This is a genomic window from Delftia sp. WY8 (assembly GCF_018437695.1).
Classification (GTDB): domain Bacteria; phylum Pseudomonadota; class Gammaproteobacteria; order Burkholderiales; family Burkholderiaceae_C; genus Comamonas; species Comamonas tsuruhatensis.
This window is the reverse complement of the sequence record NZ_CP049795.1, coordinates 4,736,379-4,761,754: the sequence shown is the minus strand read 5'-3', so window position 1 is coordinate 4,761,754 and position 25,376 is coordinate 4,736,379. Positions and strand designations below refer to the sequence as shown.

General features: G+C 57.3%; 19 protein-coding genes. 7 read left to right on the top strand and 12 right to left on the bottom strand.

Annotated features, from left to right (window positions below; genetic code table 11):
• Nucleotides 1-10 precede the first annotated feature (10 nt).
• The 3 genes from G4D77_RS21870 to G4D77_RS21860 are packed head-to-tail and all read right to left on the bottom strand — an operon-like array spanning nucleotide 11 to nucleotide 3,040.
• Nucleotides 11-832 (bottom strand): carbohydrate ABC transporter permease, encoded by an 822-nt coding sequence (locus tag G4D77_RS21870; RefSeq protein ID WP_026062016.1) that lies wholly within the window; start codon nucleotides 830-832, stop codon nucleotides 11-13.
• 4 nt (nucleotides 833-836) lie between these two features.
• On the bottom strand, nucleotides 837-1,694 hold the full coding sequence (locus G4D77_RS21865; protein ID WP_016445524.1) for a carbohydrate ABC transporter permease: 858 nt from the start codon (nucleotides 1,692-1,694) through the stop codon (nucleotides 837-839).
• Between the two features lie 35 nt (nucleotides 1,695-1,729).
• Nucleotides 1,730-3,040, bottom strand: coding sequence for an ABC transporter substrate-binding protein (locus G4D77_RS21860; protein ID WP_016445523.1), 1,311 nt, complete (start codon nucleotides 3,038-3,040; stop codon nucleotides 1,730-1,732).
• A gap of 231 nt (nucleotides 3,041-3,271) precedes the next feature.
• On the opposite strand from G4D77_RS21860, the gene G4D77_RS21855 reads away from it, so the two are divergent.
• Nucleotides 3,272-4,174, top strand: a complete 903-nt coding sequence (locus G4D77_RS21855) for an SMP-30/gluconolactonase/LRE family protein (RefSeq protein ID WP_193726230.1) — start codon at nucleotides 3,272-3,274, stop codon at nucleotides 4,172-4,174.
• 23 nt (nucleotides 4,175-4,197) lie between these two features.
• Here G4D77_RS21855 and pgi read toward each other — a convergent pair whose 3' ends face one another.
• Nucleotides 4,198-5,742 (bottom strand): glucose-6-phosphate isomerase, encoded by a 1,545-nt coding sequence (gene pgi / locus G4D77_RS21850; RefSeq protein ID WP_026062014.1) that lies wholly within the window; start codon nucleotides 5,740-5,742, stop codon nucleotides 4,198-4,200.
• A gap of 154 nt (nucleotides 5,743-5,896) precedes the next feature.
• Here pgi and zwf point away from each other — a divergent pair, with 154 nt between their 5' ends.
• From zwf to G4D77_RS21835, 3 genes are all read left to right on the top strand, one after another.
• Nucleotides 5,897-7,351 carry a glucose-6-phosphate dehydrogenase gene (gene zwf / locus G4D77_RS21845; protein ID WP_213757736.1) on the top strand — a complete coding sequence of 485 codons (1,455 nt, stop codon included), beginning with the start codon at nucleotides 5,897-5,899 and terminating at the stop codon, nucleotides 7,349-7,351.
• A gap of 217 nt (nucleotides 7,352-7,568) precedes the next feature.
• The gene (gene yihA, locus G4D77_RS21840; RefSeq protein ID WP_047326503.1) at nucleotides 7,569-8,330 is read left to right on the top strand and encodes a ribosome biogenesis GTP-binding protein YihA/YsxC; all 762 of its coding nucleotides are present in this window, start codon (nucleotides 7,569-7,571) and stop codon (nucleotides 8,328-8,330) included.
• Between the two features lie 45 nt (nucleotides 8,331-8,375).
• Nucleotides 8,376-9,287 carry an alpha/beta fold hydrolase gene (locus tag G4D77_RS21835; protein WP_154833580.1) on the top strand — a complete coding sequence of 304 codons (912 nt, stop codon included), beginning with the start codon at nucleotides 8,376-8,378 and terminating at the stop codon, nucleotides 9,285-9,287.
• On the opposite strand, the gene G4D77_RS21830 is transcribed toward G4D77_RS21835, so the two are convergent.
• Together G4D77_RS21830 and G4D77_RS21825 are read right to left on the bottom strand one after the other, a co-directional pair.
• Nucleotides 9,281-10,147, bottom strand: coding sequence for a lysophospholipid acyltransferase family protein (locus G4D77_RS21830; RefSeq protein WP_154833579.1), 867 nt, complete (start codon nucleotides 10,145-10,147; stop codon nucleotides 9,281-9,283). The two genes, G4D77_RS21835 and G4D77_RS21830, sit on opposite strands and share 7 nt — an antisense overlap.
• Nucleotides 10,144-10,995, bottom strand: a complete 852-nt coding sequence (locus G4D77_RS21825) for a lysophospholipid acyltransferase family protein (RefSeq protein WP_154833578.1) — start codon at nucleotides 10,993-10,995, stop codon at nucleotides 10,144-10,146. Before G4D77_RS21825 ends, G4D77_RS21830 begins: the two co-directional genes overlap by 4 nt.
• Before the next feature lie 135 nt (nucleotides 10,996-11,130).
• On the opposite strand from G4D77_RS21825, the gene metK reads away from it, so the two are divergent.
• The 3 genes from metK to G4D77_RS21810 all read left to right on the top strand — a co-directional run bounded on the left by metK (nucleotide 11,131) and on the right by G4D77_RS21810 (nucleotide 16,422).
• On the top strand, nucleotides 11,131-12,312 hold the full coding sequence (metK, locus tag G4D77_RS21820; RefSeq protein WP_016445515.1) for a methionine adenosyltransferase: 1,182 nt from the start codon (nucleotides 11,131-11,133) through the stop codon (nucleotides 12,310-12,312).
• Nucleotides 12,313-12,547: 235 nt separating this feature from the next.
• Complete coding sequence (locus G4D77_RS21815; RefSeq protein WP_154833577.1) at nucleotides 12,548-14,557, top strand: tetratricopeptide repeat protein; 2,010 nt, start codon at nucleotides 12,548-12,550, stop codon at nucleotides 14,555-14,557.
• A gap of 11 nt (nucleotides 14,558-14,568) precedes the next feature.
• The gene (locus G4D77_RS21810) at nucleotides 14,569-16,422 is read left to right on the top strand and encodes a glycosyltransferase (RefSeq protein WP_154833576.1); all 1,854 of its coding nucleotides are present in this window, start codon (nucleotides 14,569-14,571) and stop codon (nucleotides 16,420-16,422) included.
• 1 nt (nucleotide 16,423) lies between these two features.
• Here G4D77_RS21810 and G4D77_RS21805 read toward each other — a convergent pair whose 3' ends face one another.
• The 6 genes from G4D77_RS21805 to G4D77_RS21780 all read right to left on the bottom strand — a co-directional run bounded on the left by G4D77_RS21805 (nucleotide 16,424) and on the right by G4D77_RS21780 (nucleotide 25,371).
• A complete protein-coding gene (locus G4D77_RS21805) occupies nucleotides 16,424-17,602 on the bottom strand; it encodes a glycosyltransferase family 4 protein (protein ID WP_154833575.1) in 1,179 nt (392 codons plus the stop codon).
• 61 nt (nucleotides 17,603-17,663) lie between these two features.
• The gene (locus tag G4D77_RS21800; RefSeq protein ID WP_154833574.1) at nucleotides 17,664-18,923 is read right to left on the bottom strand and encodes a glycosyltransferase; all 1,260 of its coding nucleotides are present in this window, start codon (nucleotides 18,921-18,923) and stop codon (nucleotides 17,664-17,666) included.
• Nucleotides 18,923-20,038, bottom strand: coding sequence for a non-hydrolyzing UDP-N-acetylglucosamine 2-epimerase (gene wecB, locus G4D77_RS21795; RefSeq protein ID WP_154833573.1), 1,116 nt, complete (start codon nucleotides 20,036-20,038; stop codon nucleotides 18,923-18,925). Before wecB ends, G4D77_RS21800 begins: the two co-directional genes overlap by 1 nt.
• Nucleotides 20,039-20,040: 2 nt before the next feature.
• Nucleotides 20,041-23,235 carry a glycosyltransferase gene (locus G4D77_RS21790; protein WP_154833572.1) on the bottom strand — a complete coding sequence of 1,065 codons (3,195 nt, stop codon included), beginning with the start codon at nucleotides 23,233-23,235 and terminating at the stop codon, nucleotides 20,041-20,043.
• Complete coding sequence (locus tag G4D77_RS21785) at nucleotides 23,232-24,563, bottom strand: ABC transporter ATP-binding protein (protein WP_154833571.1); 1,332 nt, start codon at nucleotides 24,561-24,563, stop codon at nucleotides 23,232-23,234. Before G4D77_RS21785 ends, G4D77_RS21790 begins: the two co-directional genes overlap by 4 nt.
• Nucleotides 24,553-25,371 (bottom strand): ABC transporter permease, encoded by an 819-nt coding sequence (locus G4D77_RS21780; protein WP_154833570.1) that lies wholly within the window; start codon nucleotides 25,369-25,371, stop codon nucleotides 24,553-24,555. Before G4D77_RS21780 ends, G4D77_RS21785 begins: the two co-directional genes overlap by 11 nt.
• Nucleotides 25,372-25,376 lie beyond the last annotated feature (5 nt).

Here is a 25,376-nt window from a genome sequence, read left to right as displayed (position 1 = left end):
TGAAGAGCGGCTACTTGACGGCGCCGAAGGTCATGCCCTGCACCAGTTGCTTCTGGCTGAACCAGCCGAACACCACGATGGGCGCGATGGCCAAAAGCGATGCCGCCGAGAGCCGGGCCCAGAACAGCCCCTCGGGGCTGGAGTAGGAGGCGATCAGCGTGGCCAGCGTGCCGGCGCGCGCGCTGCTGAGGTTGAGCGACCAGAAGGCCTCGTTCCAGCTCAGCACCAGACACAGCAGGCCCGTGGAGGCAATGCCGCCCAGCGCCAGCGGCAGCACCACATGGCGGAACTCGGCCCACAGGCCGGCGCCATCCATGCGCGCGGCTTCGAGGATCTCGTGCGGGATGTCCTTGAACGCGCTGTAGAGCATCCACACCATGATGGGCAGGTTGGACAGCGTGAAGACCACGGTCAGCACCGTGAGCGTGTCCAGCAGGCCGGCGCCCTGGGCCAGCACGTAGATGGGCAGCAATGCGCCCACGGCGGGCATCATCTTGGTGGACAGCATCCACATCAGCACATCGCGTGTGCGCCGCGTGCGAAAGAAGGCCATCGAGTAGGCGGCGGGCACGGCGATGGCCAGGCCCGCCAGGGTGGACCCCAGGCTGGTGACCAAGGAGTTGCGCGCGTGCAGCAGGTAGTTGCTGCGCTGCTGCACCTCGCCGAAGTTGGCCAGCGTGGGCTCGAACACGAACAGCGGCGGCACGGCAATGGCCTGCAGCTCGGTCTTGAACGCGGTCAGGAACAGCCAGCCCAGCGGAAAGAACAGCAGCAGCGCCAGCGCCCAGGCCGCGGCGGCACGCAAGGCGGTGGAAAGTGAAGGGGCCGTCATGCGCTCAGTCCAGGCTCTTGCCGACGATGCGGATCAGGAAGACGGCAACGATGTTGGCCAGCACCACGGCGAACAATGCCCCCGCAGAGGCCACGCCCACGTCGAAATGCATCAGCGACTGCTTGTAGATGAGATAGGTGAGGTTGGTGCTCTCGTTGCCCGGGCCGCCCGCCGTGGTGATGGCGATCTCCGCAAACACGCCCAGCAGGAAGATCATCTCGATCATCACCACCACCGCCATCGGGCGGGCCAGATGGGGAAGCGTGAGGTGGTGGAAACGTTGCAGGGCATTGGCGCCGTCCATGCGCGCCGCCTCCATCTGCTCGCGGTCCAGCGACTGCAGCGAGGTGATGAAGATCAGGCAGGCAAAAGGCAGCCACTGCCAGGACACCATGATGACCACGGACAGCAGCGGCACCTCGGTCAGCCAGTCCACAGGCTCCAGGCCCAGCGCCCTGCACAGGCTGGCCAGCACGCCGTAGATGGGATTCATCATCATGTGCTTCCACAGCAGCGCGTTGACGGCGGGCATCACGAAGAAGGGCGAGATCAGCAGCACGCGCACCATGCCGCGGCCCGGAAATGGCTCGTTGACCAGCAGCGCCAGCAGCACGCCCAGCACCACGGTGATCGACACCACGCTGGCCAGGAACACCAGGGTCTGGCGCACGGCGGGCATGAAGTCCGGGTCGGTGACGAAGAACTCGTAGTTGCGCAGGCCCACGAAGGGGTGGCCGCCCGGCTGCATGAGGTTGTAGTCGACGAACGAGAAATACACCGTCATCAGCAGCGGCACCAGCATCCAGCACAGCAGCACGGCCACGGCGGGAGCCATGAGCGCGCGGGGCAGCAGGCGCGTCATGGGCGCGGGGCTTGGTCGAAGCATCGAGGCAGCCATCACTTGTAGTAGCCGCTTTTCCTCATCTCGCGGTCCGCCAGGGTCTGCGAGGTCTTGAGCGCCTGCTCCACCGTGGCCTTGCCCGACAGCGCCGCACTGACTTGCTGCCCCACGGCAATGCCTATGGCCTGGAACTCGGGGATGGCCACGTACTGCACGCCGATGTAGGGTGAGCGCGGCTCGGTCGCATCGCTCAGGCTCACGCTGTCGATGGCGCTTTTCTCGGCGCCGGCAAAGTCCGCGACCTTCTGGAACTCGGCGCTCGCATAGGTGGACTGCCGCGTGCCCGTGGGAACGGCGCGCCAGCCATGCTCGCGCGCCACCAGCTGCACATACTCCTTGGAAGTGGCCCATTTGATGAAGGCCTGGGCCGCATCCACCTTCCTGGAGCTGGCGGGAATGGCCAGGTTCCAGGTCCACAGCCACGTCGCCCCCTTGGGCGTGGAGGCCACGGGAGCGGCCGCATACGCCACCTTGCCGGCCACCTTGGACTGCCGTGGATCGCCCACGAACGAGGCCGCAATGCTGGCATCGACCCAGGCCGCGCACTTGCCCTCGTTGAACAGCGCCAGGTTCTCGTTGAAGCTGTTGGCCGATGCGCCGGGCGGCCCGTAGGACTTCAGCAGCTCCACATAGAAACCCACCGCCTTCTTCCAGGCCGGTGTGTCCAGCTGCGGCTTCCATTGCATGTCGAACCACTGGCCGCCGTGGGTGTTGACCATGGTGGTGACCAGGGCCATGTTGTCACCCCAGCCCGGCTTGCCGCGCAGGCAGATGCCGTAGACGCCAGCCTTGGGATCATGGGCCTTGGCGGCAAATTCCCGCACCTGCTCCCAGCTCGGCTGCGCGGGCATGGTGAAACCCGCCTTTTCGGCCAGATCACGGCGGTACATGAGCATCGATGCCTCGCCATAGAACGGCAGGGCGTGGAGCCTGCCCTCGTGCGACAGGCCCTTGCGGATGGAAGGCAGCAAGTCGTCTGCGTCATAGGCGGCATCGGTGGCAATCGGCAGCAGCCAGCCATTCCTCGACCAGATCGGCACCTCGTACAGGCCCACCGTCATCACGTCGAACTGGCCGCCCTTGGTGGCGATGTCGGTGGTCACGCGCTGGCGCAGCATGCCCTCTTCCAGCGTGACCCATTTGAGCGTGATGCCGGGATGGGCCTGCTCGAAGCGGGCAGAGAGTTTCTGCATCTCGATCATGTGGCCGTTGTTCACGGTCGCAATCACGAGTTCGGTGTCGGCCTGTGCGCCGGCGGCCGATGCGGCCACGGCCAGCGCCGCGCCCGCCCTGAGCAAGCTGTGCATGTCTGTCTCCTTCGCAATGAATGCTGTGGTCTTCGCGGTCCATCCCTGCCGCTGGTGACCGATTGTGGGGACAGGCCTGCGGGTGCATTGGTACGGGCAGCCCGGCCGCTGATACTTCTATGCACATGCCTGGCTAGAGATATCCCTGATCTGCGCAACACACTATCTGCGAGCAGCGGTCTGGCGGGAGCCGCTCCTAGAATGCTGGCCATGACTTCCAGCGAGCAGACCATGGCCATGCAGATCGCCCCGGTTCCTCCCAGCGCCCTGGGCGAATCGCCCTTCTGGCACCCCGCTGATCGCCGGCTCTACTGGTGCGATATCCAGGGCCTGCGCATCCATGCCTGGGACCCGGCCAGCGGCCAGCAGCAAAGCTGGGCCACGCCCAGCGAGCCCGGCTGCTGCGCGCCCACGGACCAGGGCCGCATCGTCATCGGCCTGCGAGACGGCTTCGGCCTGCTGGATCCGGCCACCGGCCACATCACCATGCTGGCCGGCCTGGACCACGATCCACGCCAGTTCCGCCTCAACGACGGCCGCTGCGACCGAGCCGGCCGCTTCTGGGCGGGCTCCCTGTTCGCACCCAAGACCGCGCCCGAGGCGGCACTGTGGTGCCTGCGCGCGGTGGACAACGGCGGCTACGCGGTCCAGCGCATGGCAGGCGACTGCACCACGGCCAACGGGCTGGCCTTCAGCCCCGACGACGCATGGCTGTACTGGGCCGACACGCCCGCACACCGCATAGACCGCTTTGCCTTCGACCTGGATACCGGCACGCTGGGGGCCCGCGCACTGTGGAAGGCCTTCGCGCCCCGCACGCAAGGGCGCCTGTACGGCGGCCGGCCCGATGGTGCCTGCGTCGACACCCGGGGCCACTACTGGGTGGCCATGTACGAAGGCGGCTGCGTGCTGCGGCTGGACCCGCAGGGCGAAGTCGTGCAGCGCATCGAGACGCCCGTGCGCTGCCCCACCATGGTCTGCCTGGGCGGAGAAGACCTGCGCACGCTCTACATCACCTCCGCCTCGCACGGCCGCCCCGAGGAAGAACGCCGGGCCGCCGTGCCTGCCGGGGCGTTGATGCATTGCCGCGTCGAGGTGCCAGGGCTGCCGGTCAACTGCTTCCGGGAGGCGTAGAGCGGGGCCAGGCCCTCAGGCCATCAGGCCCGCAGCCGCTGCAGCAGGCCGGCGGTGGAGGCGTCCAGCCCCGCCATGTCGCCATTGCCCAGGCGCAGCTGAAGGTCACGCGCCAGCAGCTTGCCCAGCTCCACCCCCCATTGGTCGAAGCTGTTGATGCCCCACAGCGCGCCGGCCACGAACACGCGGTGCTCCTGCAGCGCAACCAGCGCGCCCAGCGCCGCAGGCGTGAGCGCGTCCAGCAGCAGGAAGCTGCTGGGACGGTTGCCGGGGAAATGGCGGTGCCCGTCCTCGCTGGCGCGCCCCTGCATCAGGGCCTGGGCCTGGGCCAGCGCGTTGGCCAGCAACTGTTCCTGGTGGCCTGGCAAGGTGTGCGAAGCCTGCTTCACCGCAATGATCTCCAGCGGCACGATGTCGCTGCCCTGGTGCAGCATCTGGAAGAAGGCATGCTGCCCATCCGTGCCGGGCTCACCCCAGAGCACGGGTGCCGAGCCCAGCGCCAGCGGCCGGCCCTGCCGGTCCACGCGCTTGCCGTTGCTCTCCATCTCCAGTTGCTGCAGATAGGCCGGCAGGCGCCGCAGGCCTGCGTGGTAGGGCGCGATGCAGCGGCTGCCAAAGCCCAGCAGATTGCGGTACCAGACGTCGAGCAGGCCCAGGCGCACGGGCAGATTGGCCTGCAGCGGCGACGTGCGGAAATGCATGTCCATGGCGTGCGCACCGGCCAGCATGGCGCGAAACGCGGCAGCGCCTACGGCAACGGCCACCGGCAGTCCGATGGACGACCACAGCGAATAGCGTCCGCCCACCCAGTCCCAGAAGCCGAAGGTGGTGGTGATGCCCATCTGCGCCGCCGCAGCGGCATGGGTGGTCAGCGCGACGAAATGGCGGGACACCTCGCTGCCGCCGTTTGCGTGGAACCAGTCGAGTGCGCTGCGCGCATTGGTCAGCGTCTCCTGCGTGTTGAACACCTTGGAGGCCACGATGAACAGCGTGCTGCGCGGCTGCAGGCCCACGAGCACGGCCTGCAGCGCGTGGCCATCCACATTCGAGACGAAGTGCATGCGCCGGCGCGCATCGCCCAGGCCTTGCAGCGCCTGGACCGCCATCTGCGGCCCCAGACCCGATCCGCCTATGCCCATGCACACCACGTCGGTGATATCCGCATCCGCACGCACGCGCTCGGCATAGGCCAGCATGGCATCCAGCGTCTCATGCACCTGGGCCAGCGCCCAGGCCAGGCCCGGCGGCGCATTGCCGGGCGGATGGCGCAGCAGCGTGTGCAGCGCCGCACGCCCCTCGGTGGAGTTGACGGCCTCGCCCGCGAACATGGCGTCGCGCTGGCGCTCCACCTCGCAATCGCGGGCCAGCTGCAGCAGCAGGTCTTCGGCCTGCGCGTCCCACAGATTCTTGGACAGGTCCGCAAAGCAGTGCGGAGCCTCCTGGCTGAAGCGCGCGAACCGGGCGGGGTCAGAGGCGAAGGCACCGCGCAGGTCGAACTCGGGCATCACGGCCCGGGCGTGGTTTTGCAAAAGAGGCCAGGCGAGGGCGTGATCGCAACGGATAAGCATGGGGTTCACCGACAGGGCTGCTTGCAGAGAAGTAATCAAATTACAACAATCATCATCTGAAGCTTCAATCAAATGACGTGGTGCCTCTATAATTTATTCGATTTCCTCAAAAATTGGTAACTCAGTTACCAAAATATTCACCTCGGGAGGCAACATGGGTTTCGATCTGGTCTTGTTTGGCGGCACGGGCGATCTGGCATGGCGCAAGCTCATGCCGGCGCTGTTCCAGGCGTTTCGCCACGGCACCCTGCCCGAGGGCGGCCGCATCCTGTGCGTGGCCCGCGATGACCTGAGCGACGACCAGTACCGCGCCCTCATCCAGTCGCGCTTTGACGGCGTCGAGCTGTCCAAGCGCCCCAGCCCCGAGGAATTCGCCCGCTTCGCAGACCTGCTGCACTACCTGCGCATGGACCTGTCGCAGCCCGCCGACTACGGGAAGCTGGCACAGGCGCTGGCCGCGCGCGACGCAGAAACGGTGGTGATGTACGTGGCCACCGCCCCCAGCCTGTTCACCACAGTCTGCGAGCAGATCGCCGCCGTGGGCCTGAACGGCCCGCGCACCCGCGTGGTGCTGGAAAAGCCGCTGGGCCACGACCTGGCCTCCAACCAGGCCATCAATGCCACGCTGCGCAAGGTGCTGCGCGAAGAGCAGGTGTTCCGCATAGACCACTACCTGGGCAAGCCCTCTGTGCAGAACCTTCTGGCGCTGCGCTTTGGCAATGCGCTGTTCGAGCCGCTGTGGCGGCGCGAGACCATTGCCAACATCCAGATCACCATCGCCGAGGAACTGGGCGTGGAAAGCCGGGGCGCGTTCTACGACCAGACCGGCGCGCTGCGCGACATGGTGCAAAACCATGCGCTGCAGCTGCTGTGCGCCATCGGCATGGAGCCGCCGATCAACGCATCGGCCCATGCCATCCGCGACGAAAAGCTCAAGGTGCTGCAGTCGCTCAGGCCCTGGACGCCGGAAACCCTGAGCCAGCACGTGGTGCGCGGCCAGTACCTGGCCGGCGCCAGCCAGGGCCAGCCCGTATCCGCCTACCAGCAGGAAAAAGGCGTGGCGGCGGGCAGCCAGACCGAGACCTTCGTCGCCCTGCGCACCGAGATCTGCAACTGGCGCTGGGCCGGCGTGCCCTTCTACATCCGCACCGGCAAGCGGCTGGCAGGAAGGGACGCGCGCATCGTCGTGAACTTCCGGCCCGTGCCCCACCCGATCTTCCGCTCACCCCTGTCCGAAGCCAATCGCCTGGTGATCAATCTGCAGCCCAAGGACGGGCTGGAGCTGCACCTGCTGGCACAGGGCGCCACCCAGCAGCAGGCCGAGCCTTCGCTGGCCCCCGTGCACCTGAACCTGGACTTCGACCAGCGCTTCGGTGCCAAGCGCGTGGGCGCCTACGAGCGTCTGCTGCTGGACGTGATCGCCGGCAGGCTGAACCTCTTTGTGCGCAGCGACGAGCAGGAGCAGGCCTGGCGCTGGGTGGAACCCATCCTTCAGCACTGGCGCAGCGACACCTCGGGGCCGCGCGGCTATGCGGCGGGCAGCTGGGGGCCCAGCGCAGCCAGCGCCATGATTGCGAGGGATGGTTTTTGCTGGAGCGAAGAGGTTTAGGCTCCCCCTGAGGCGCTTCGCGCCTTCCCCCTCTCTGCCCGCTTCGCGGGGGAGGGGACGACAGCTTCGCGGCGGGGCGGCCCTTGCTCGCTGTCTCCGACTTTGGAGTGTGCCAGTTTCTTGCGCCACGCTTTGTCAGCACCGTTGCCTATAGCCCGCTGGGCGCGCCGGTTCCATGGGGGAACCTACAATGAGGCCCCGAGAGACTGACCACACCATGAATCCTGCTGCGCCGGCTGGCGATGCCGCCCCCACTTCCTCCCTGATCGATCCCAAGCTGGCCATGGGCTGGATGCATACGGCGCGCTTTTTGACGACAGCTGCGCAGTTGCACCATCTTCCCAAGGTCGATGTGCCCGAGATCGCGTTCGTGGGCCGCTCCAACGCCGGCAAGTCCACCTGCATCAACACGCTGACGCAGCAAAAGCAGCTGGCCTTCGCCTCCAAGAAGCCTGGCCGCACACAGCACATCAACCTGTTTTCCCTGGGCAAGCAGGGCGTGACCGACGCCGTGCTGGCCGACCTGCCCGGCTACGGCTATGCCGCCGTCTCGCGCACGGACAAGCAGCGCTGGCAGCGCGTGATGCTGAACTATCTGGTCAGCCGCGAGAGCCTGTCGGCCATCGTGCTGCTGTGCGATCCGCGCCTGGGCCTGACGGAGCTGGACGAAGCCCTGCTCGACGCCATGCGCCCGCGCGTGCAGGAAGGCCTGAAATTCCTCGTGCTGCTGACCAAGGCCGACAAGCTCACGCGCGCCGAGCAGGCCAAGGTGCTGTCCATCACGCGGCTCAACGCCGGTGGTGGCGAAGTGCGCATGTTCTCCGCGCTCAAGAAGCAGGGCGTGGACGAGGTGGCCCAGCTGCTGTGGCACTGGAGCCATCCCGAAGGCCTGAATCCGCCTGCGGCCACGGACGAGCCCGCCGACGTCGCGAACGTCGCAACTGCGACGCCCGCCGCGACCGACAGCCCCCAAGATTAGCGCCTGGAGGCGCTCGTGTAGCCAGCGCCCCGCAAGGAGCGCAACATGGTGAACACCTGCATTCGCGAGCTGCCTCACGGCATCCATCTGCACTGCCGCGTCAGCGGCGAACCCGGCCAGCCACTGCTGCTGTTCCTGCACGGCTTTCCTGAAGGCAGCTTCATCTGGGAAGGCATGCTGGAGCAGTTCGGCACGCAATGGCGTTGCGTCGCACCCGATCTGCGGGGCTTTGGCCGTTCCAGCCAGCCGGCCGGTGTGGAGCAGTACAAGGCCAAGCACCTGCTGCAGGATCTGGCGGCGCTGATCGCCATCGAAAGCCCTGGCGCACCCGCAGCCTGCGTGATCGCCCACGACTGGGGCGGTGCCCTGGCCTGGGGCCTGGCCAACCGCCATCCCGGGCTGATGCAACGGCTGATGATCCTCAACGCCCCGCATCCGGGCGCCTTTCTGCGCGAACTGCTGCACAACCCCGTGCAGCAGGCCGCAAGCCAGTACATGCATTTTCTGCGCCGACCTGATGCGCCCACCCTGCTGGCCGAGAACGACTGGCAGCGCATGCTGGGCTTTTTCCGCACGCCGCAGGGCGAGTTGCCCGGATGGCTCACGCCGCAGTTGCAGCAGCGCTACCGCGAGCACTGGGACCTGGGCGTGCAAGGCTCCTGCCACTACTACGGCGCCAGTCCCCTGGTGCCGCCCCGGCCCGAAGATCCGGACTCAGCCGACGCACTGCGCAACCTGAGGCTGCCGCCCGAGATGCTGGACATCGGCGTGCCCACGCATGTGCTCTGGGGCGACAGCGACCCGGCGCTGCAGCCTGCCCTGGTCGAAGGCCTGGAGCCGTGGGTGCCGCGCCTGACCGTGCAGCACCTGGCCGGCACCTCGCACTGGGTCGTGCACGAGCAGCCCGATGCGGTGCGGCAAGCGCTGGAGCAGTTCCTGTCCCGCCCCGTTCAGTAGACCGAGGGCTCGCCCTCGGGCCGGGTCTTGAAGCGCCTGTGCACCCAGTAGTACTGGTCGGGCATGGTGCGGATGGCCGCCTCCAGCTCACGGTTCATGCGGGCCGTATCGGCCTCGACATCGTCGGTGGGGAAATCCGTCCAGGCCGGCGTGATCTCGGCCACGTAGCCCGTGGGCGTCATGCGCGTGTACATGCCCAGCACCTTGGCCCGGCCCAGGCGCGCGAAGCGCGACAGCGAGGGAATGGTGGCCGCGTTCACGCCGAAGAAAGGCACGAAGACCGAGTCGTTGCGGCCGAAGTCCATGTCGGGCAAAAGGTACAGCAAACCGCCCTTGCGCAGGCTGGAGATGATGGGCTTGACCCCGTCGGCGCGGTTGAGCATGCGCACGTCGCCAAAGCGCTGGCGCCCCGACATGAACCACTCATCGACCGCCGGGTCCGGATGGGTGGAGAAGATCGAGGTGAAGGGCCGCGTGGTGTGCAGCGGCAAGGCCAGCCCGCCCGCGTCCATGCTGTAGAAATGCGGCGCGAACAGGATGGTGGGCGTATCGCCATCGAGCTCATGCACGGCGCCCTGCAGCTTCACGCGCTCGGCTACCACCTCGCGCGGCGCGGCCCACAGCCAGCTGCGGTCCAGCCAGGTCTGGCAAAAGACGATGAAGTTACTGCGCGCCAGCTCCACGCGCTGCGCCTCGGTCAGCTCGGGAAAGCACATCGCCAGATTGCGCAGCGCCACCTTGCGGCGTGGCGCGGCCAGCACGAACAGCAGCCGCCCCAGAAACGCACCCAGCCCCCGCAGCCACGGCAGCGGCATCCACGCCAGCGACCGCATCAGCCACACGCCGATGCGCCCGCTCATGCACCCACCTCGCCGGCAGCTGCTTCACGGCGCGGCTGCTTGTAGCGCGCATAGCCCCACAGGTACTGCTGCGGGCATTGGCGGATGGTGTGTTCCATCGCCTCGTTGATCTGCTGCACCGCAGCTTCCAGATTCTCGGACAAGGGCACGGGCAACTCCTCAAGATACAGCGCATAGCCCCGCCCCCAGGACAAGCGCTCACAACGGGCCACGATCACCGCGGCCCCCGTCTGCAACGCCAGGCGCGCCGCCAGCGTCATCGTATAGGCATCACGGCCGAAGAACGGCGACCAGACGCCCTGCCCCTCGGGCGGAACCTGGTCGGGCAGCAGCCCCACGGCCATGCCCTTGCGCAACGCCTTGATCATCTGGCGCACGCCAGCCAGCGTGGTCGGCACGGCCTGCACGCCGGGGCGGTTGCGCGCCGTCTCCATGACGCGGGCCAGCCAGGGCTGGCGCGCGGGGCGGTAGAGAATGGTGATCTCGCCATGCTCGGCCGACCATTGCCGTGCCGCATGCTGCACCGACAGCTCGAAGCAGCCCAGGTGGGGCGTCAGAAAGATGATGCCGCGCCCGGCGGCGTAGGCCCGGCGCACGCATTCCTCGTTGTGCATCTGGCAGCTCGGCTGCCTGCCCATCCACATGCGCGGCAGCTCCGCCACCATGCGCCCCGCGTGCCCCACGGCCGGCGCCACTGAGCCGAAGCCGTAGCCGGCCTGGCGGGCATTGGCCAGAAAGCGGCGCCGGTACGTGCCGGAGGCCACGAAAGCCATCCAGCCCATGAGCGCGCCAAGGGGGTGCAATAGCCACAAAGGCAGTGCAGCAAACAGTCGGAACAAGGAAGGCATTAAAATGTGCGGGTCGCTGAGTTAACTGAGCAACTTGCAGAGCGACGTAAAACAAGTCTGCTAAAGCGTTCGCCAGGGCTCCTGCAGCTTGGGCAACGCCCATCAAAAAAAGCTGCAACCAAGGAGTTTATTCACATGGCGAACGATTTTCTTTTCACCTCGGAATCCGTCTCTGAAGGCCATCCGGACAAGGTGGCCGACCAGATCTCTGACGCGATCCTGGACGCCATTTTCGCCCAAGACCCGTACAGCCGCGTGGCGGCCGAGACGCTGACCAACACGGGCCTGGTGGTTTTGGCAGGTGAGATCACCACGGGCGCCAACGTCGACTACATCCAGGTCGCACGCGACACCATCAAGCGCATCGGCTACGACAACACCGACTACGGCATCGATTACAAGGGCTGCGCCGTGCTCGTGGCCTACGACAAGCAAAGCCAGGACATCGCCCAGGGCGTGGACAAGGCCAGCGATGACGAGCTCAACACCGGCGCCGGCGACCAGGGCCTGATGTTCGGCTACGCCTGCGACGAGACACCCGAGCTGATGCCCGCGCCCATCTACTACGCGCACCGCCTCGTCGAGCGCCAGGCCCAGCTGCGCAAGGACGGCCGCCTGCCCTTCCTGCGTCCTGACGCCAAGAGCCAGGTGACCATGCGCTATGTGGACGGCAAGCCCCACAGCATCGACACCGTGGTGCTGTCCACCCAGCACAGCCCCGACCAGTCGGAATCGGCCACCAGGATGAAGTCCAGCTTCACCGAAGCCATCATCGAGGAAATCATCAAGCCCGTGCTGCCCTCCGAGTGGCTGCAGGACACCAAGTACCTGATCAACCCCACGGGCCGCTTCGTCGTGGGCGGCCCCCAGGGTGACTGCGGCCTGACCGGCCGCAAGATCATCGTCGACACCTACGGCGGTGCCTGCCCCCATGGCGGCGGCGCCTTCAGCGGCAAAGACCCAACCAAGGTGGACCGCAGCGCCGCCTACGCCGCGCGCTACGTGGCCAAGAACATCGTGGCCGCCGGCCTGGCGCGCCAGTGCCAGATCCAGGTGGCCTACGCCATCGGCGTGGCACGCCCGATGAACATCACGGTCTACACCGAAGGCACGGGCGTGATCCCCGACGCCCAGATTGCCAAGCTGGTGGCCGCACATTTCGACCTGCGTCCCAAGGGCATCATCCAGATGCTGGACCTGCTGCGCCCGATCTACAGCAAGACCGCCGCCTACGGCCACTTCGGCCGTGAAGAGCCCGAGTTCACCTGGGAGCGGACGGACAAGGCAGCGGCGCTGCGTGCTGCGGCTGGCCTGTAAGCAAAATGCCAGGGGCGTTCACGCCCATCTGATGGCCTCCCGGCCCCATGCCGCGCCTGACGCAGCATGGGGCTTTTTTCATCTCGGGCCTTCTCACAACACTCACGTCAAACCGGCGCAGCAGGCTGCGGTAGCGGGTTGCTCGGCTGGTAAACTGCCTGCGCTCTTCCCGAGAGCGGCCATTTCCCGGCCCACCATTCCAAGTTCCGCCACATCCGAGACAAGACAAGAAGCAATGGCTGCCCCCTCCAAAGCGATTTACTGGTTCAGTGCCCTTCTTTTGCTGGCCGTATTGGGGGTATATCTGCCCGGCCTGAACAACGGGCTGCTGTTCGACGATATGCGTCTGACGGATGGAACGATCTTCGGCAACTATGGCAGCCTGCTGGACTTCAAGCAGCGCACGCTGTCGTATGGCAGCTTCGTCTGGATCGAACAGATTTTCGGAGATGGCTGGTGGAAGCAGCGCGTCTTCAATATCGCCTTGCATCTCGCGACCGTGGCGGCTCTCTATGCATTGTTCAAGGCACTGCTGACACAGACGCGCTTTCCGCACGACATCGAGGAGCAACCCCACTTCCACGCGTCGCGCGATGCAGCCCTGCAACTGGGCCTGGTCCTTTTCGCGCTCAACCCTGTCGCGGTCTACGCCGTTGGATACCTGGTGCAGCGATCCATCGTCATGGCAACGCTCTTTGCCGTTCTGGCATGCTGGGCCTTTGTGCGCGGGCTTCAGAGCGGGCGAGCCCTCTGGCATGTCGCGGCATTGATCTGCTATGTGCTTGCCGTACTGTCCAAGGAACATGCTTTTCTGACAGTCGCCATGGTGGTGCCGCTTTACATTTTTGTGAAGCGCCCCGGCCTGAAGGCTGCCATGGTCATTGTGGGCATGGCCCTGCTGCTGCTGGCCGTTGCCTCGGCTGCCGTCTTTCATTTCTTCGGCAGTCTGATGGGCCAGATTTTCGATGAGCAATCCCAGGGCTATGCAAGGCAATTGGAAGCCCTTCAGCCCGGGATCACCTCTCGGATCTATCCCCTGAGCATCCTTAACGAGGCAGCCCTTTTCTTTGCCTATGGTTTCCTGTGGATCGTTCCCTATGTGGGCTGGATGTCCATCGATCTGCGACCGGCATTCCCTCTCGGTTTCGGATCGATCTGGCATCTGGCCGGCGCGCTGGGCTACCTGGCCCTGCTGGCCTGCTCCATCTGGGCCTTGCTCAAGCGCCCCGGTGTCATCGGCCTGGTCGCGCTCTGCCTCCTGTTTCCCCTGCTCTGGTATGCGACCGAATTCGCCACGGTCTGGCTGCAGGACCCCTTCGTGCTGTATCGCAGCTACCTGTGGGCTGTGGCCATCCCGGGATTGGTGGCCATTGCGCTGACGGGGGTCAAGCCACGCACCCTCTACATCGTCGGCATCGTCATCGGCGTGGTGTTCGGAGCCCTCGCTTTCGAACGCGTGCTCTCTCTTCAGGATGTAGGCACATCCTGGGCCGATGCCGCCGAAAAAATCGATAAAAAGGCCCCGGCCAATGCCGTGGGACGCGGTCGTGCCTTCCTCAACGTCGGAACGGCACACGCCGACAAGGGCATGCTCGACCAGGCACTGCAGGATTTCGCCACGGCCAATGCCCTTGGCGACCTGGGAGGCAACGCACTGTTCAACATGGGTGCTGTGCTTTCTCAGCAGAAGAAATTCTCCGAAGCCCTGAATGCCTTCTGGGCAGCACAATCAAAGGGCTTCAACGGCCAAGCTCTGCATTACCAAAAAGCCGAGGCGCTTTTGGCCCTGGGCCAACCTCGCGAAGCACTCCAGGAATACACCAAAGCCCTTTCGGCGCCTGCGGAAGATACTGCCAGCGCCAAGCAGATGGAGCAAACCCTTCGCCTCAAGCGTGCGGAAACAGCCATCGGGGCTCAGCAATATCAGGTAGCCCTTGATGACTTTCAAATTCTGCTGAAAACCTCGCCTAGCGCACCTCGATTGATTGTCGGGATGGGTCTGGCCTTGATTGGCAAGGGCGAAAGTGCCCAAGCCAAGGAATTACTCACGCCACTGGTAGCCCGCGACCCCAGCGCACCTGCGCTGTACGGTCTTGCCATGGCCTATCACGGCCAAGGAAATCTGACTGAAGCCCTGAAATACCTGGACCAGGCCATTCGACGGGAGCCTCAAAATCCGCAATATAGGCAAATCCGTAACCAGTTGAGCCAACAGTCGGCGGCCAAACCCCAGCCAGCGAAGTAAGGCCCTCTGCAATGGCCCTGCGCATACTTCACGTCGGTAAATTCTTCCCTCCCTACCGGGGCGGCATGGAAGTCTTTCTGGCCGACCTGATACACGAGCAACGACGCCAGGGTGTTGATGCCCATGCTCTGGTCCATGGTGATCCGGAGCCGGATGATCCCGCCTGGCTGGAACGCGTGCCCGTTCAATTCAATCTGGTCTATGCCCCCATGGCCATGGGATTCCGGCGCGCACTGGGCCGCGCCATCGAACGCATTCAGCCCGACGTACTGCACCTGCATCTACCCAACAACTCGGCGCTTTGGGCACTGACCCTGCCCATCGCGCGGCGCGTGCCCTGGGTCATCCACTGGCACTCCGATGTCGTGGTGTCCAATATCAAGTGGTCCGTGGCATTGGCCTACATGCTGTACCGGCCGTTCGAGCAGGCCTTGCTGGAACGCGCCCAACAGGTATTCGCAACGTCGCCACCCTATCTTGAGGCCAGCAATGCCCTGCGTACCTGGCGCAGCAAATGCGAGATCGTCCCGCTGGGCCTGAACCTCGAAACCATTCCTGCACCAGCACCGCTGCAGCACGGCCAAGGCTGGCGCCCCGACACCCGGCTGCGCCTGTTGTCCATCGGCCGATTGACCTACTACAAAGGCTTCGAGACCTTGATCCGAGCCGCCTCGGCCATGCCAGGCGTGGAGTTGCTGATCGCGGGAGAAGGAGAGCTGCGAGCATCCCTGGAAGAGCTGATACGCCAATGCACTCCAGAGGGCAGACAGGTCTGCGTGCGACTGATGGGCTCGGTATCGGACGAGGAAAAACATGCCTTGTTTGCAGAATGCGACATCTTCTGTCTTGCCTCGCGCGAACGCACGGAAGCTTTCGGCATCGTATTGCTGGAGGCCATGCTGCACGGCAAGCCCTGCCTGGTCACCGACCTTCCCGGTTCGGGCATGCCCTGGGTGGTCGCCCACTCACACGCCGGCCTGCATGTACCGTTTGAAGACATTGATGCCTGGCGCAGCAGCATTGCTCGCCTGCAGCACGACACGGCCCTCAGGCAACGACTGGGCCAATCGGGCCACAAGGCCTTGCATCGGTTTTTCAGCATCGGTCCCTGCGAACGCAGCGTGGCACGCCACTACCGCAGCCTGGCACCCGACACCCGCCCGGCAAGAGCACGCCAGGACTTGCTGGTTGTCATTTCCACGCGCAACAACGAAGCCGAGATTGCGCACCTGATACGTCGCGTGCATGCATTGGTCGAGGCCAGCGTGCTCGTCGTGGACAACAGAAGCACGGATGCCACCTGCCATGAAGCCGAGCAATGCGGCGCCAGGGTACTGCGCCCCTTGCTGGCAATGACCAATTGGGGCAGCCTGCAGACCGGCCTGCGCTACGCGCAGACCCATGGGTTCCAGACCGTCGTCACCATCGACGCTGAAGGTCGCTATGAGGTGGAGGAGCTGCCCACGCTGCTGGCACAACGCCAGCAGGCGGACATGGTCGTAGCCTACTTCGCCGAGCGCAACAGCCTGGTGCGCCGCATCGCGTGGCAATGGTTCCGCTGGTTGACAGGTTTTGGCCTGCGGGATTTTGTGTCCGGTTTCCGGTTGTACAACCGCCAAGCATTGGAGGTAGCAGCCTCTACGGAGGCCACAATGCTTGACTATCAAGACATCGGCACGCTGCTGCTTATGCGTAGGCAGGGACTACAAGTTACAGAGATCGCTCTGCCACTACATACTGCGAAAGTCAATCGATCGAAAATCTTCAGATCATGGGGGAATGCAGTGAGATATGTAGCTGTATCTTCATTACTGAGTATTGCACATGGCAGAGATAGGCGAAATCCACTTCAAACTTCCCGCTGATTTATCGAACCAATTGAGCTACTTTGGCATAGATTTCTATTGTTCGCTCGGAGCATTGATCCCAAGACATTTGACCAGATCGCACCAACCCTAAGGTTCGCGCCTGCCTTTGCCAATGCTCATCAGTCAGGCAGGTCTGAAGGCCATACGAGATTTCCTCCAGATTCAAGGGATTCACCAGCCTAGCGGCACCTCCGGCAATCTCTGGCATGCAGGAAACGTTGGATGTGAGCACAGGAGTGCCGCTCGCCATTGCTTCTACAATAGGCAATCCAAAACCTTCATAAAGTGATGGATAGGCCATCAGCCGCGCCCCCGCATACAATGCCGGAAGCCAGCTTTGGTCGACATAGGATATATATTGCAACCAGCCTTGGGCTCGTGCTTTTGCAAGGCACAAGTGAATCGCACTAGAGTTCCAGCCATTTCCCCCGGCAATCACCAAGGGCCAATTGTGCCGCACCTCTTTGGGTAGCATTCCATACGCCTCAACAAGGCGTTGGATATTTTTCCGTGGCTCTATGGTACCGACAAATAGGCTATACCTCCCAGACTTAAGCCCTAAAGCATTCAGTACAGAGTCTAGCATCTCTGATGTATGAGGTCGGAAATCACTACCCGCCGCCAAATGTATAGCGGTCACTTGCTCTGGCGACATCAATCCATGAGCCAGCACTTCCTGACGAACAGCCTCGGATACCGTAATTACATGATCTGTCCTCGCCAAACTTTCACCTAAAGCCATATTCATATATTCAACACGAGCCTGGGGATGAAAATTAGGATAAAGGATATGAGAGAGATCGTGTACTGTGCTTACAGTCCTACCACTGAAATTCGGAACAATATAATTAGGCGAATGATATACACACCCGTCATTTCCACGCAGCCGCCATCCAAAAAGAGCAGGGGTGATCCTTTTGTATAAACGAACAGCCAATCTACTCCCCGCAACCCTATCCCGCAAAGCCGCTTTGGTCTTAGTCACGGATCGTTTCAAAGGGGCGGTGGTTTCCAAAGCAGCCATGGGATCATCAACCCATCGCCCGGAAGAAAAATACCGCAATCTATCAATACGCTCATGACAAACCAGCCGCTTCGCCAGCTCATAGGTATATCGCCCGATACCCGTCAGTGGTGGGCGAAGCGCATCAGCGGCAAAAATTACATCAAGTCTCATAAGAGCATTATCTGACACCAGAATATATTAAAAATCTATTACCTTATCAGAGCGATCAGTCTCAATGCAATATTTCTTTCAACAGATCCTTACAAGTACGAGCTCGATGACTCCAAGAATGAACCTTAATAGCATCCTCTTTTCGCCCATCAGTCAATTGCTCTGGATTATCTACCCATTGCCTATACATATCTCTTAGCACAGCCTCAATTTGTCTGCTGCAATTTTTCACAACAATCCCTGAGCCTGTCTCTTCCAAAAGTTCGACACCAGGGTCAGAATCTTCAGCAGTCTTTATGTGTAGTATGGCCTTCTCAGCACCCAGATATTCATATATTTTCCCTGGAATCTGGTAGCTTTGGACATTTCCAATATTCACTAGTACATCTGCCTGCCTTTGCAACTCAAGGCACTCAAAATGACTTTTCTTTCCAGCAAACTCAACACCGAAAATCCCTTGAAACATGGGCTCAAATTCAGAATTATCCCCAGCAATGATAAAAGATATTGCCAGATCCTGTAATCCAAAAAGTGCCTTTGCCAACTCTATCGGATTCCTGAAATCTCTGTAGAAATTTCCTGTAAACACCATAAGAAAGCGTTGTTCATCCTCTTTATTTTTCCGACCTACTCGCCTATACGAAAAACCTTGAGGCAATACTGATATTTTTCTCTCGACACTGGCACCATGACGACTTATCAACAAGTCCAACACACTGCCAGCCGTGACCCAGATGGAAGAGGCTGAGTGAATAACCTTTCGCTCCACTTTCAGATCAATTCCGCGCCTCCATTTTGGCGAGTATGGGGTTAGCAATGGATCACCCATGTCAATAACCCAAGGAATCCCCAATTTACGGGCATAATTTCCAACAAAAATATCAACACACGGCTCATGTGAGCTTATTACTGCATCGAATTTTTCGTCCCTCAACAACTTCTTTATCTTTCGAAGTGCGAAAGGATACCATTCAGACCTTACATCCGGATAAAAAATAGCATTCAAAATCGATCGGACTACTCGATAAGCCTGAAATAGCCAAGATGGCTTTGACGCATTTCTGCTATTCGCAGCTTTACTATTTCTCCAGACATTTCCTGCCAGTCTCTGGCTAAATCCGATAAAAGGCCCTGGCCAGACTCGATGGATAGTAATACGCGCATCCATATCCATGGGAAACGCGTTTTCTGTCGAAATATCTGGACATACGACATGGATTTCCACACCAATATCGACCAGCTCATTGGATAAATAAAACCAACGCAATGCCTGGGCAGCCAATATTGGAGGAAACTCATATGCAATAAGCAATACTTTCACTAAGCTTGCTCTCTCAGAACGGCAACTATTCTTTCAGCGGCCTTTCCATCTCCGTATGGAGAAACACCTCGTGCCATTTTCTTGTATTCCGTTTCATCATCTAGCAAGCACTGCACTCTTTGAACAATATGCTCACTATCAGATCCCACCAATTCCACAACTCCTTCAGCAACTGCTTCAGGGCGTTCTGTTTCCTCGCGCAATACAAGTACAGGCTTGCCAAGTGCAGGAGCCTCTTCCTGAACGCCTCCGGAATCGGTCAAGATCAGGACTGATCTCTTCATTGCTGCAACAAAAGGTGCGTAATCCAAAGGCTCGCAAAGAAGGAAGTTGGGTTCTTGACTCAAAAACTCATAAGCCACATTCTTTACATTTGGATTTGGGTGAACAGGATAAAGAAATTGAATCTCAGGATTCTTCCGAGCCAGTTCCTTCAACGCACGACAAATACTCCTAAATGGTTCACCAAAATTTTCTCTACGGTGTGAAGTAACAAGCACAAGACGTTTTTCAGGATCTAAAGGCAAATCTAGCTCAAATTTCTTTTCAGCAGTTGCTAACAGTGCATCTATGACCGTATTGCCGGTCACGATAATATCCTTATCCACAATCCCATCCCTAAGAAGATTCTTTCTTGATTCTTCTGTTGGAGCGAAATGCCAACGAGCAAGTTTTCCAGCAATTACACGATTTGCTTCCTCTGGGAAGGGGTTCTGCATATCCCATGTACGCAAACCAGCTTCAACATGACCAATCGGAACCCTATGATAAAAACAAGCCAAAGCTACAGTCATTACCGTAGTGGTATCCCCTTGAACTAATACAACGTCTGGCTTCTCTTCTTTAAGCACCGCATCCAACTCCAAGAGCAAACGTCCCGTAAGCTCTGTCAGTGCTTGATTTGGCCGCATTATGTTCAAATCGATATCAGGCTTCACTCCGAAAAAATCCAATACCTGATCCAGCATCTGGCGATGCTGTGCCGTAGCTAATACGCGGACCCGTGCCCATGGCTCTTTTTTAAGAGCAATGATAACCGGAGCCATCTTAATAGCTTCCGGGCGAGTTCCTACAACACAAAGAATATTCTTTTTTGAAGTATGAATATTAGACATTTTCACTCAGTGTAATCAATAAAAAAATCGCTGCGATGCTTCCATTTCTCTCTGAAATAGTCAGCATTTCTTTTAAAAAGATTTGCATAAGAATCAGAGCTAGCACTGGCATTAGTAGTTTGATGTGGTTGATGGCGAATACCCGTCAAGTCGCGATAACAGATATCCAGACCCAATTGTTTTATCTGAAGTGAAATATCTGTATCTTCAAAGCAAGTCGGGTCATAAGCGGTATCAAATCCCTGAGTAGAATTGATCACTGCCGTTCGCGTGAAAAAACCACCAGTACCCAAATATGCGATATCTGATCGATAGCCTTCACGAATGGCCTTTGCATTCATGGCACGATTAGGACAATAGTCCGTGATCATTCCACCAAAATCCGTTCGACCAGCATCGAACCAACCTGCAGCCCATCCAACAGCACCCACATTGGCATCACGACTCAGAATAGAGAGAGCCTCTTCAAAACAGCTTGACGAAGTAAACCATTGGTCGGAATCAAAGAAAGAGATATATTTTCCAGTAGCAGCTGCGATCCCTAAATTACGCCCGGATGCGCAACCATTCACGGGGTTCTTAATCACTTGTGCCGAGGGGAAATTTTCTTGGACAAATTCAGCACCATTGTCAGTACTGCAATTATCTACAACAATCAATTCTTTTATATATACGGAGCAATGATGCAACAAAGAGGCTAGCGTCCGCTCAATGATTTTTCGATTGTTATGTATAAGAATTACAACACTAACTGAATTTCGAAAATTTGTTACTTCCGGTTTTGCAGTGATGACATCAAGCCGAGAAAACCATGAATTCTCCCAAATAAACTGATCACCATATTCCTTGATGCTACTGTTATCTCTATGTATGACCCTAGCGCAAGCCAGGGCAAAATCTTCTGGATTTTTCTCAATCATCAAGCCAGGGTATCCATTTATTTCTGGCAAGTCAGTGGAGACGACAGGTTTACCGGCAAACAAATATTCAAAGACCTTAATGGGAGATACAGCATCAGAGATCTTCCCCGGGGAAAATGGAAGCAAGCAGAAATCCGAGTACGCCAAGTAGGCGGGCAAATCCTCAATGCGCTTAGAACCCAAAAGATAAATATTTTTTGGAAGATTCTCTCTTTGCGGGCGATCACCGATCAGCACGAAGTTAATACTAGGGTTTTTGCGTGCCGCCTCTTCAAGGAAATCCCAAGCAAACCACTCACCATAAAGCGAACCGAAATACAGGCCGATCCCTCCATTTCTCGGGAGATCATCAGGGCGTGTATAACTTTTATACTTATCGAAAATATACTCATTCGCAGCATTAGGTAGATATAAAGCATCGTCACGACCCAAATTATTAAGGCGATGAACTAGAAGCTTTGCTGTACCAACCACAATTTGAGATTTTTTTACAATTTCGCAATAAACATCCCGATTAAACCAATCGCCGCCAAGACTTGTTTCCCAATCATCTATCAATTCAAATACGGTACGCATACCGCAAATGCTGAATTTATTCAGATACTCCAACGCAGCTCGGTGAGGCAACTCTACTAACAGAGTTGCATTACTGGAAATATTTTTAAGCAGTGCGTCCGGAGAAATGGAGTCTATATGCACATGATTCAATCCATAGAGGGAGACATTAGAGTCAACATAATCATTGACTTCAAAATCAAACTTCTTATAGATATGTATATAGGTAACTCGCCGCCCAGTTTTCAAAGCGCAGCGAGCCAGTTGTGCAGAGCGCTGCCCGCCACCGATATCATCAAAAGGCACCCCGGCAATGATAACTAGATCGTCATCCAAAAGAGCTTGATCTGCTATATATATACCTTTATGGCGCTGATTCGGATATTCCGAAAGAACTGGATGAGTCACCGTTGGCAAGGACACCTGCTGTAGATCAATCGGATGTATTGTTGGATTGATCTTATGCAATATATTGCGCCTGATGTGTGGCGGTAGCTTAAGAAAAACAGGCGTTCCTAGTCTACTTATGTGTGAATAAGTAGCGCGCAACGGCCGGGTGATCCGCCAAGAGGCAGATGTCCTGAAATTCTGTAGTTCTTTTTGCAGTTTTTCAATTTCTGCATTACGCGAAACAAGGATGTTTTGCAATTCAGCATTGGCTTGATGCATCTCCTCTGCAACCAAGGCAGCAGAGTTTAGCTCAATCTCATGATTCTCGATTTTTTTCAGATTTCTTTCAGATCGTCTTGAATGTTCAGCAATGGATTTTTCAAGTATTTCGACCTTAGCTTGTGCGCTTTTACTGGCATGGATCGCATCCGTTAACCGCCGCTCAAGTTCAGCTTCTGCCCCTTGCCTGGTGTTGATGACATCAGCTAACCGTTTCTCCAATCCAGCTTGTGCTTCTTGACTTGTGTGGATGACATCAGCTAACCGCTTTTCAAATTCAGCTTGTGCGCTTTGGCTATTGTCCTTAAGACCTTTTAGGCGCTGGTTCAGTTCAGCAATTTCCTCATGTTGGCGATGCAATTCATGGCTCTGGCTATTTATATTATTTTTATCTATAAAAACATCGTTTAACGTCAGTTTCTGCTCAGAAATCCATTGATCTTTGCCATAAATTAAGAGTATTTGCTCCCCTGCCCAAAATTTATGTGGTCCAGAAACCTTACTCCACACTAAAGAAAAACCGTTAGCCAATTTAGTAGGAATATTTTTCGCAAGAAAAGTAAACTCGTGCTCATCAATCCTCTGGAACTCTTGGTAAGGCAGTAGCAGCACTATGGCTTTTCTAGCATGCTCAGTTATGCGTCGCAATACTTCATATGGATTAGAAAAATGCTCCAGTGTGTTCGATGAAAACACGATATCATACTCATCTAAAGTATCTTGACTCGGGTTGAGCCAATTCTGGCATTTGAAATTTATGGCAGGATATCTCTTAGATGCCTGTTCTATCGCGGGAGCAGAAAAATCCACCCCGCAAATATTTGCGACTGGCATTTGACTAGCCCACACATCCGTACCATCTCCTTGCGCGCAACCCCAATCCACTAATGTCAGAGCATCTCGCTGCAGGGCTTGAAAAATCCACTCAGGTAATTGATTCACAGCAAGCCAAGAAAATTCTCTTGATTGAGCAGGACCACTCATTTTTTCCCAGTCAGTGACAAAGCGCATATCCCAGTAGGGTTGAGAATTGATTTTTTTATCGGTAGTCATGGCACTAGCTGAATGGATGATTGTGTGACAGAAGGCTGGAATACGCCAAACAGGCGATGCTCCGATTCGGAGGCAAAATACTGAACTCCCTCTATATATTCATAGTAGTGGATATCTTTATTTTCTCTATTCTCCACAGCTACAACCAAAAGATATTTTCCCGCTGTAAGATAGTTAGTAAAGTCAAAAGATACTTTAAAGCACTCTCCCTTTGAGAAATCAAGTTTGGTGAAATCATGCGTAGTCGACACGATAAGATCTGTTCCTTTCAGATCCTTGATAGAAAATGCCAAGCTGATATTCTCTTTAGGCAAATGAGAAGGCAGTGCCACTTCTATAACAACTTTAAGTGACTCGCCCCAAGCATATACATTTTTCCTGACTTGACTGGCATCCAAAAGCTCTGCGACTTTAACAATACCAACCTCAGAACCCCAATGGTTGATTGGCTTGAGAAAATCATCTTTAGTATTTTCCAATGCTGGACAATCTATTCGATCCGACAAGGCAGGCATACTCGTAGAAACATCTTCATCCTGCATTCTTTTTTGTTCTTCAACCACCTCATCGCGAAACATATACGCCATATATTGGCCAGTAACGGGAAAAACATCTCCATCATCAATCAGTTTACCTTGATTAATCCAAATAGCTCGCTGACACAAGGTTCGAACAGATCCAACATCGTGGCTTACGAATAAGATAGATGCACCTTGTGCTTGTATATCCTTTATCCGACGCATACATTTAGCAATGAAGCGAGCATCCCCGACAGCCAATGCCTCGTCAACAATCAAGATTTCCGGATCCACATGGATAGCAACAGCGAACGCTAAGCGTGCGTACATGCCGCTGGAATAGGTTTTAACTGGTTGCTCAAGGAAATCCCCTAGTTCGGAAAATTCCAGAACATCTTGCATTCGTGAATGCATAGCCTCACGAGGAATACCTAAAATTGCCGCATTGAGATATGCATTCTCGCGTCCAGTGAATTCAGGATTAAATCCAGCACCCAATTCTAACAGCGCAGCAATACGGCCATTAACTTTGACGCGACCACTGGTTGGCTTTAATGTGCCGCAAATAAGTTGTAATAACGTAGATTTACCACTGCCATTTTGCCCAATAATACCAACCGTTTCCCCTTTGCCAATCTTAAAAGAAACATCTCTCAATGCCCAGAACTCACGATAATATTTTTTTTTCGAGCTTTGACTAATAGCCCCCACTCCCTGAGTGGCATATTGCTTCAGACGGTCAAGCGGTTTTTTGTAAATCTCGTAGCACTTACTTATATTTTCGACTTCAATGATAGATTTAAAGGACATCAGAGAACCCTCCCTTGGTTTTTTGAAACCAAGCAAACCCTATCCAAAAGACGGATGCTGACACGACAGCTTGCTGAAACCATGCCTTCCAATTAATAGACTTCCCCCACAGCATCACGTCGCGAGCAGTTTCTATTGAAAAGGTCAGCGGATTAATCTCTAGCAATTTTCTGTACTCAACGGGAATTGAAGTCGTCGAATAGAAAATAGGAGATAGAAACATAAGTATTGTGATTATTATTGCAACAAACTGCGGCGTATCTCGAATGTAAACACCTAATGATGCAAGAATCCACGAGATCCCCAAAGTGAGCAATATCAATGGCAAAAGAGTAATTGGCAACAAAAAAATACTTGCATGCGGAACGCCAAAGAAAATAATATAAAATATTATCCAAACAAAAGTGCTCACCATAAATTGAAAAAAGGCCGAAGCCAACGCAATATACGGCAATATCTCAATGGGAAAAATTATTTTCTTAACATAGTTAATATTACCAATAATTAGTACTGGTGCACGACTGATCACTTCCGAAAATAATCCAAATATTATCAATCCAGCAAATAAAACCAATGCAAACTCTGTTCTCGACCCATTACCACCCGACCATTTAGATTGAAATATTATACTAAACACAAAGGTATAAACAGCCAGCATCAACAATGGATTTAAAAAAGACCAAAGCAATCCAGCAATCGACCCTTTATAACGGCTTACAATTTCTCGCTTAGCCAAATCCGCAATAAGCCCTTTGTATTTAAAAAATACTCTTATAGGAGTGAATATATTTACACTGTCTAAAACCATATAGT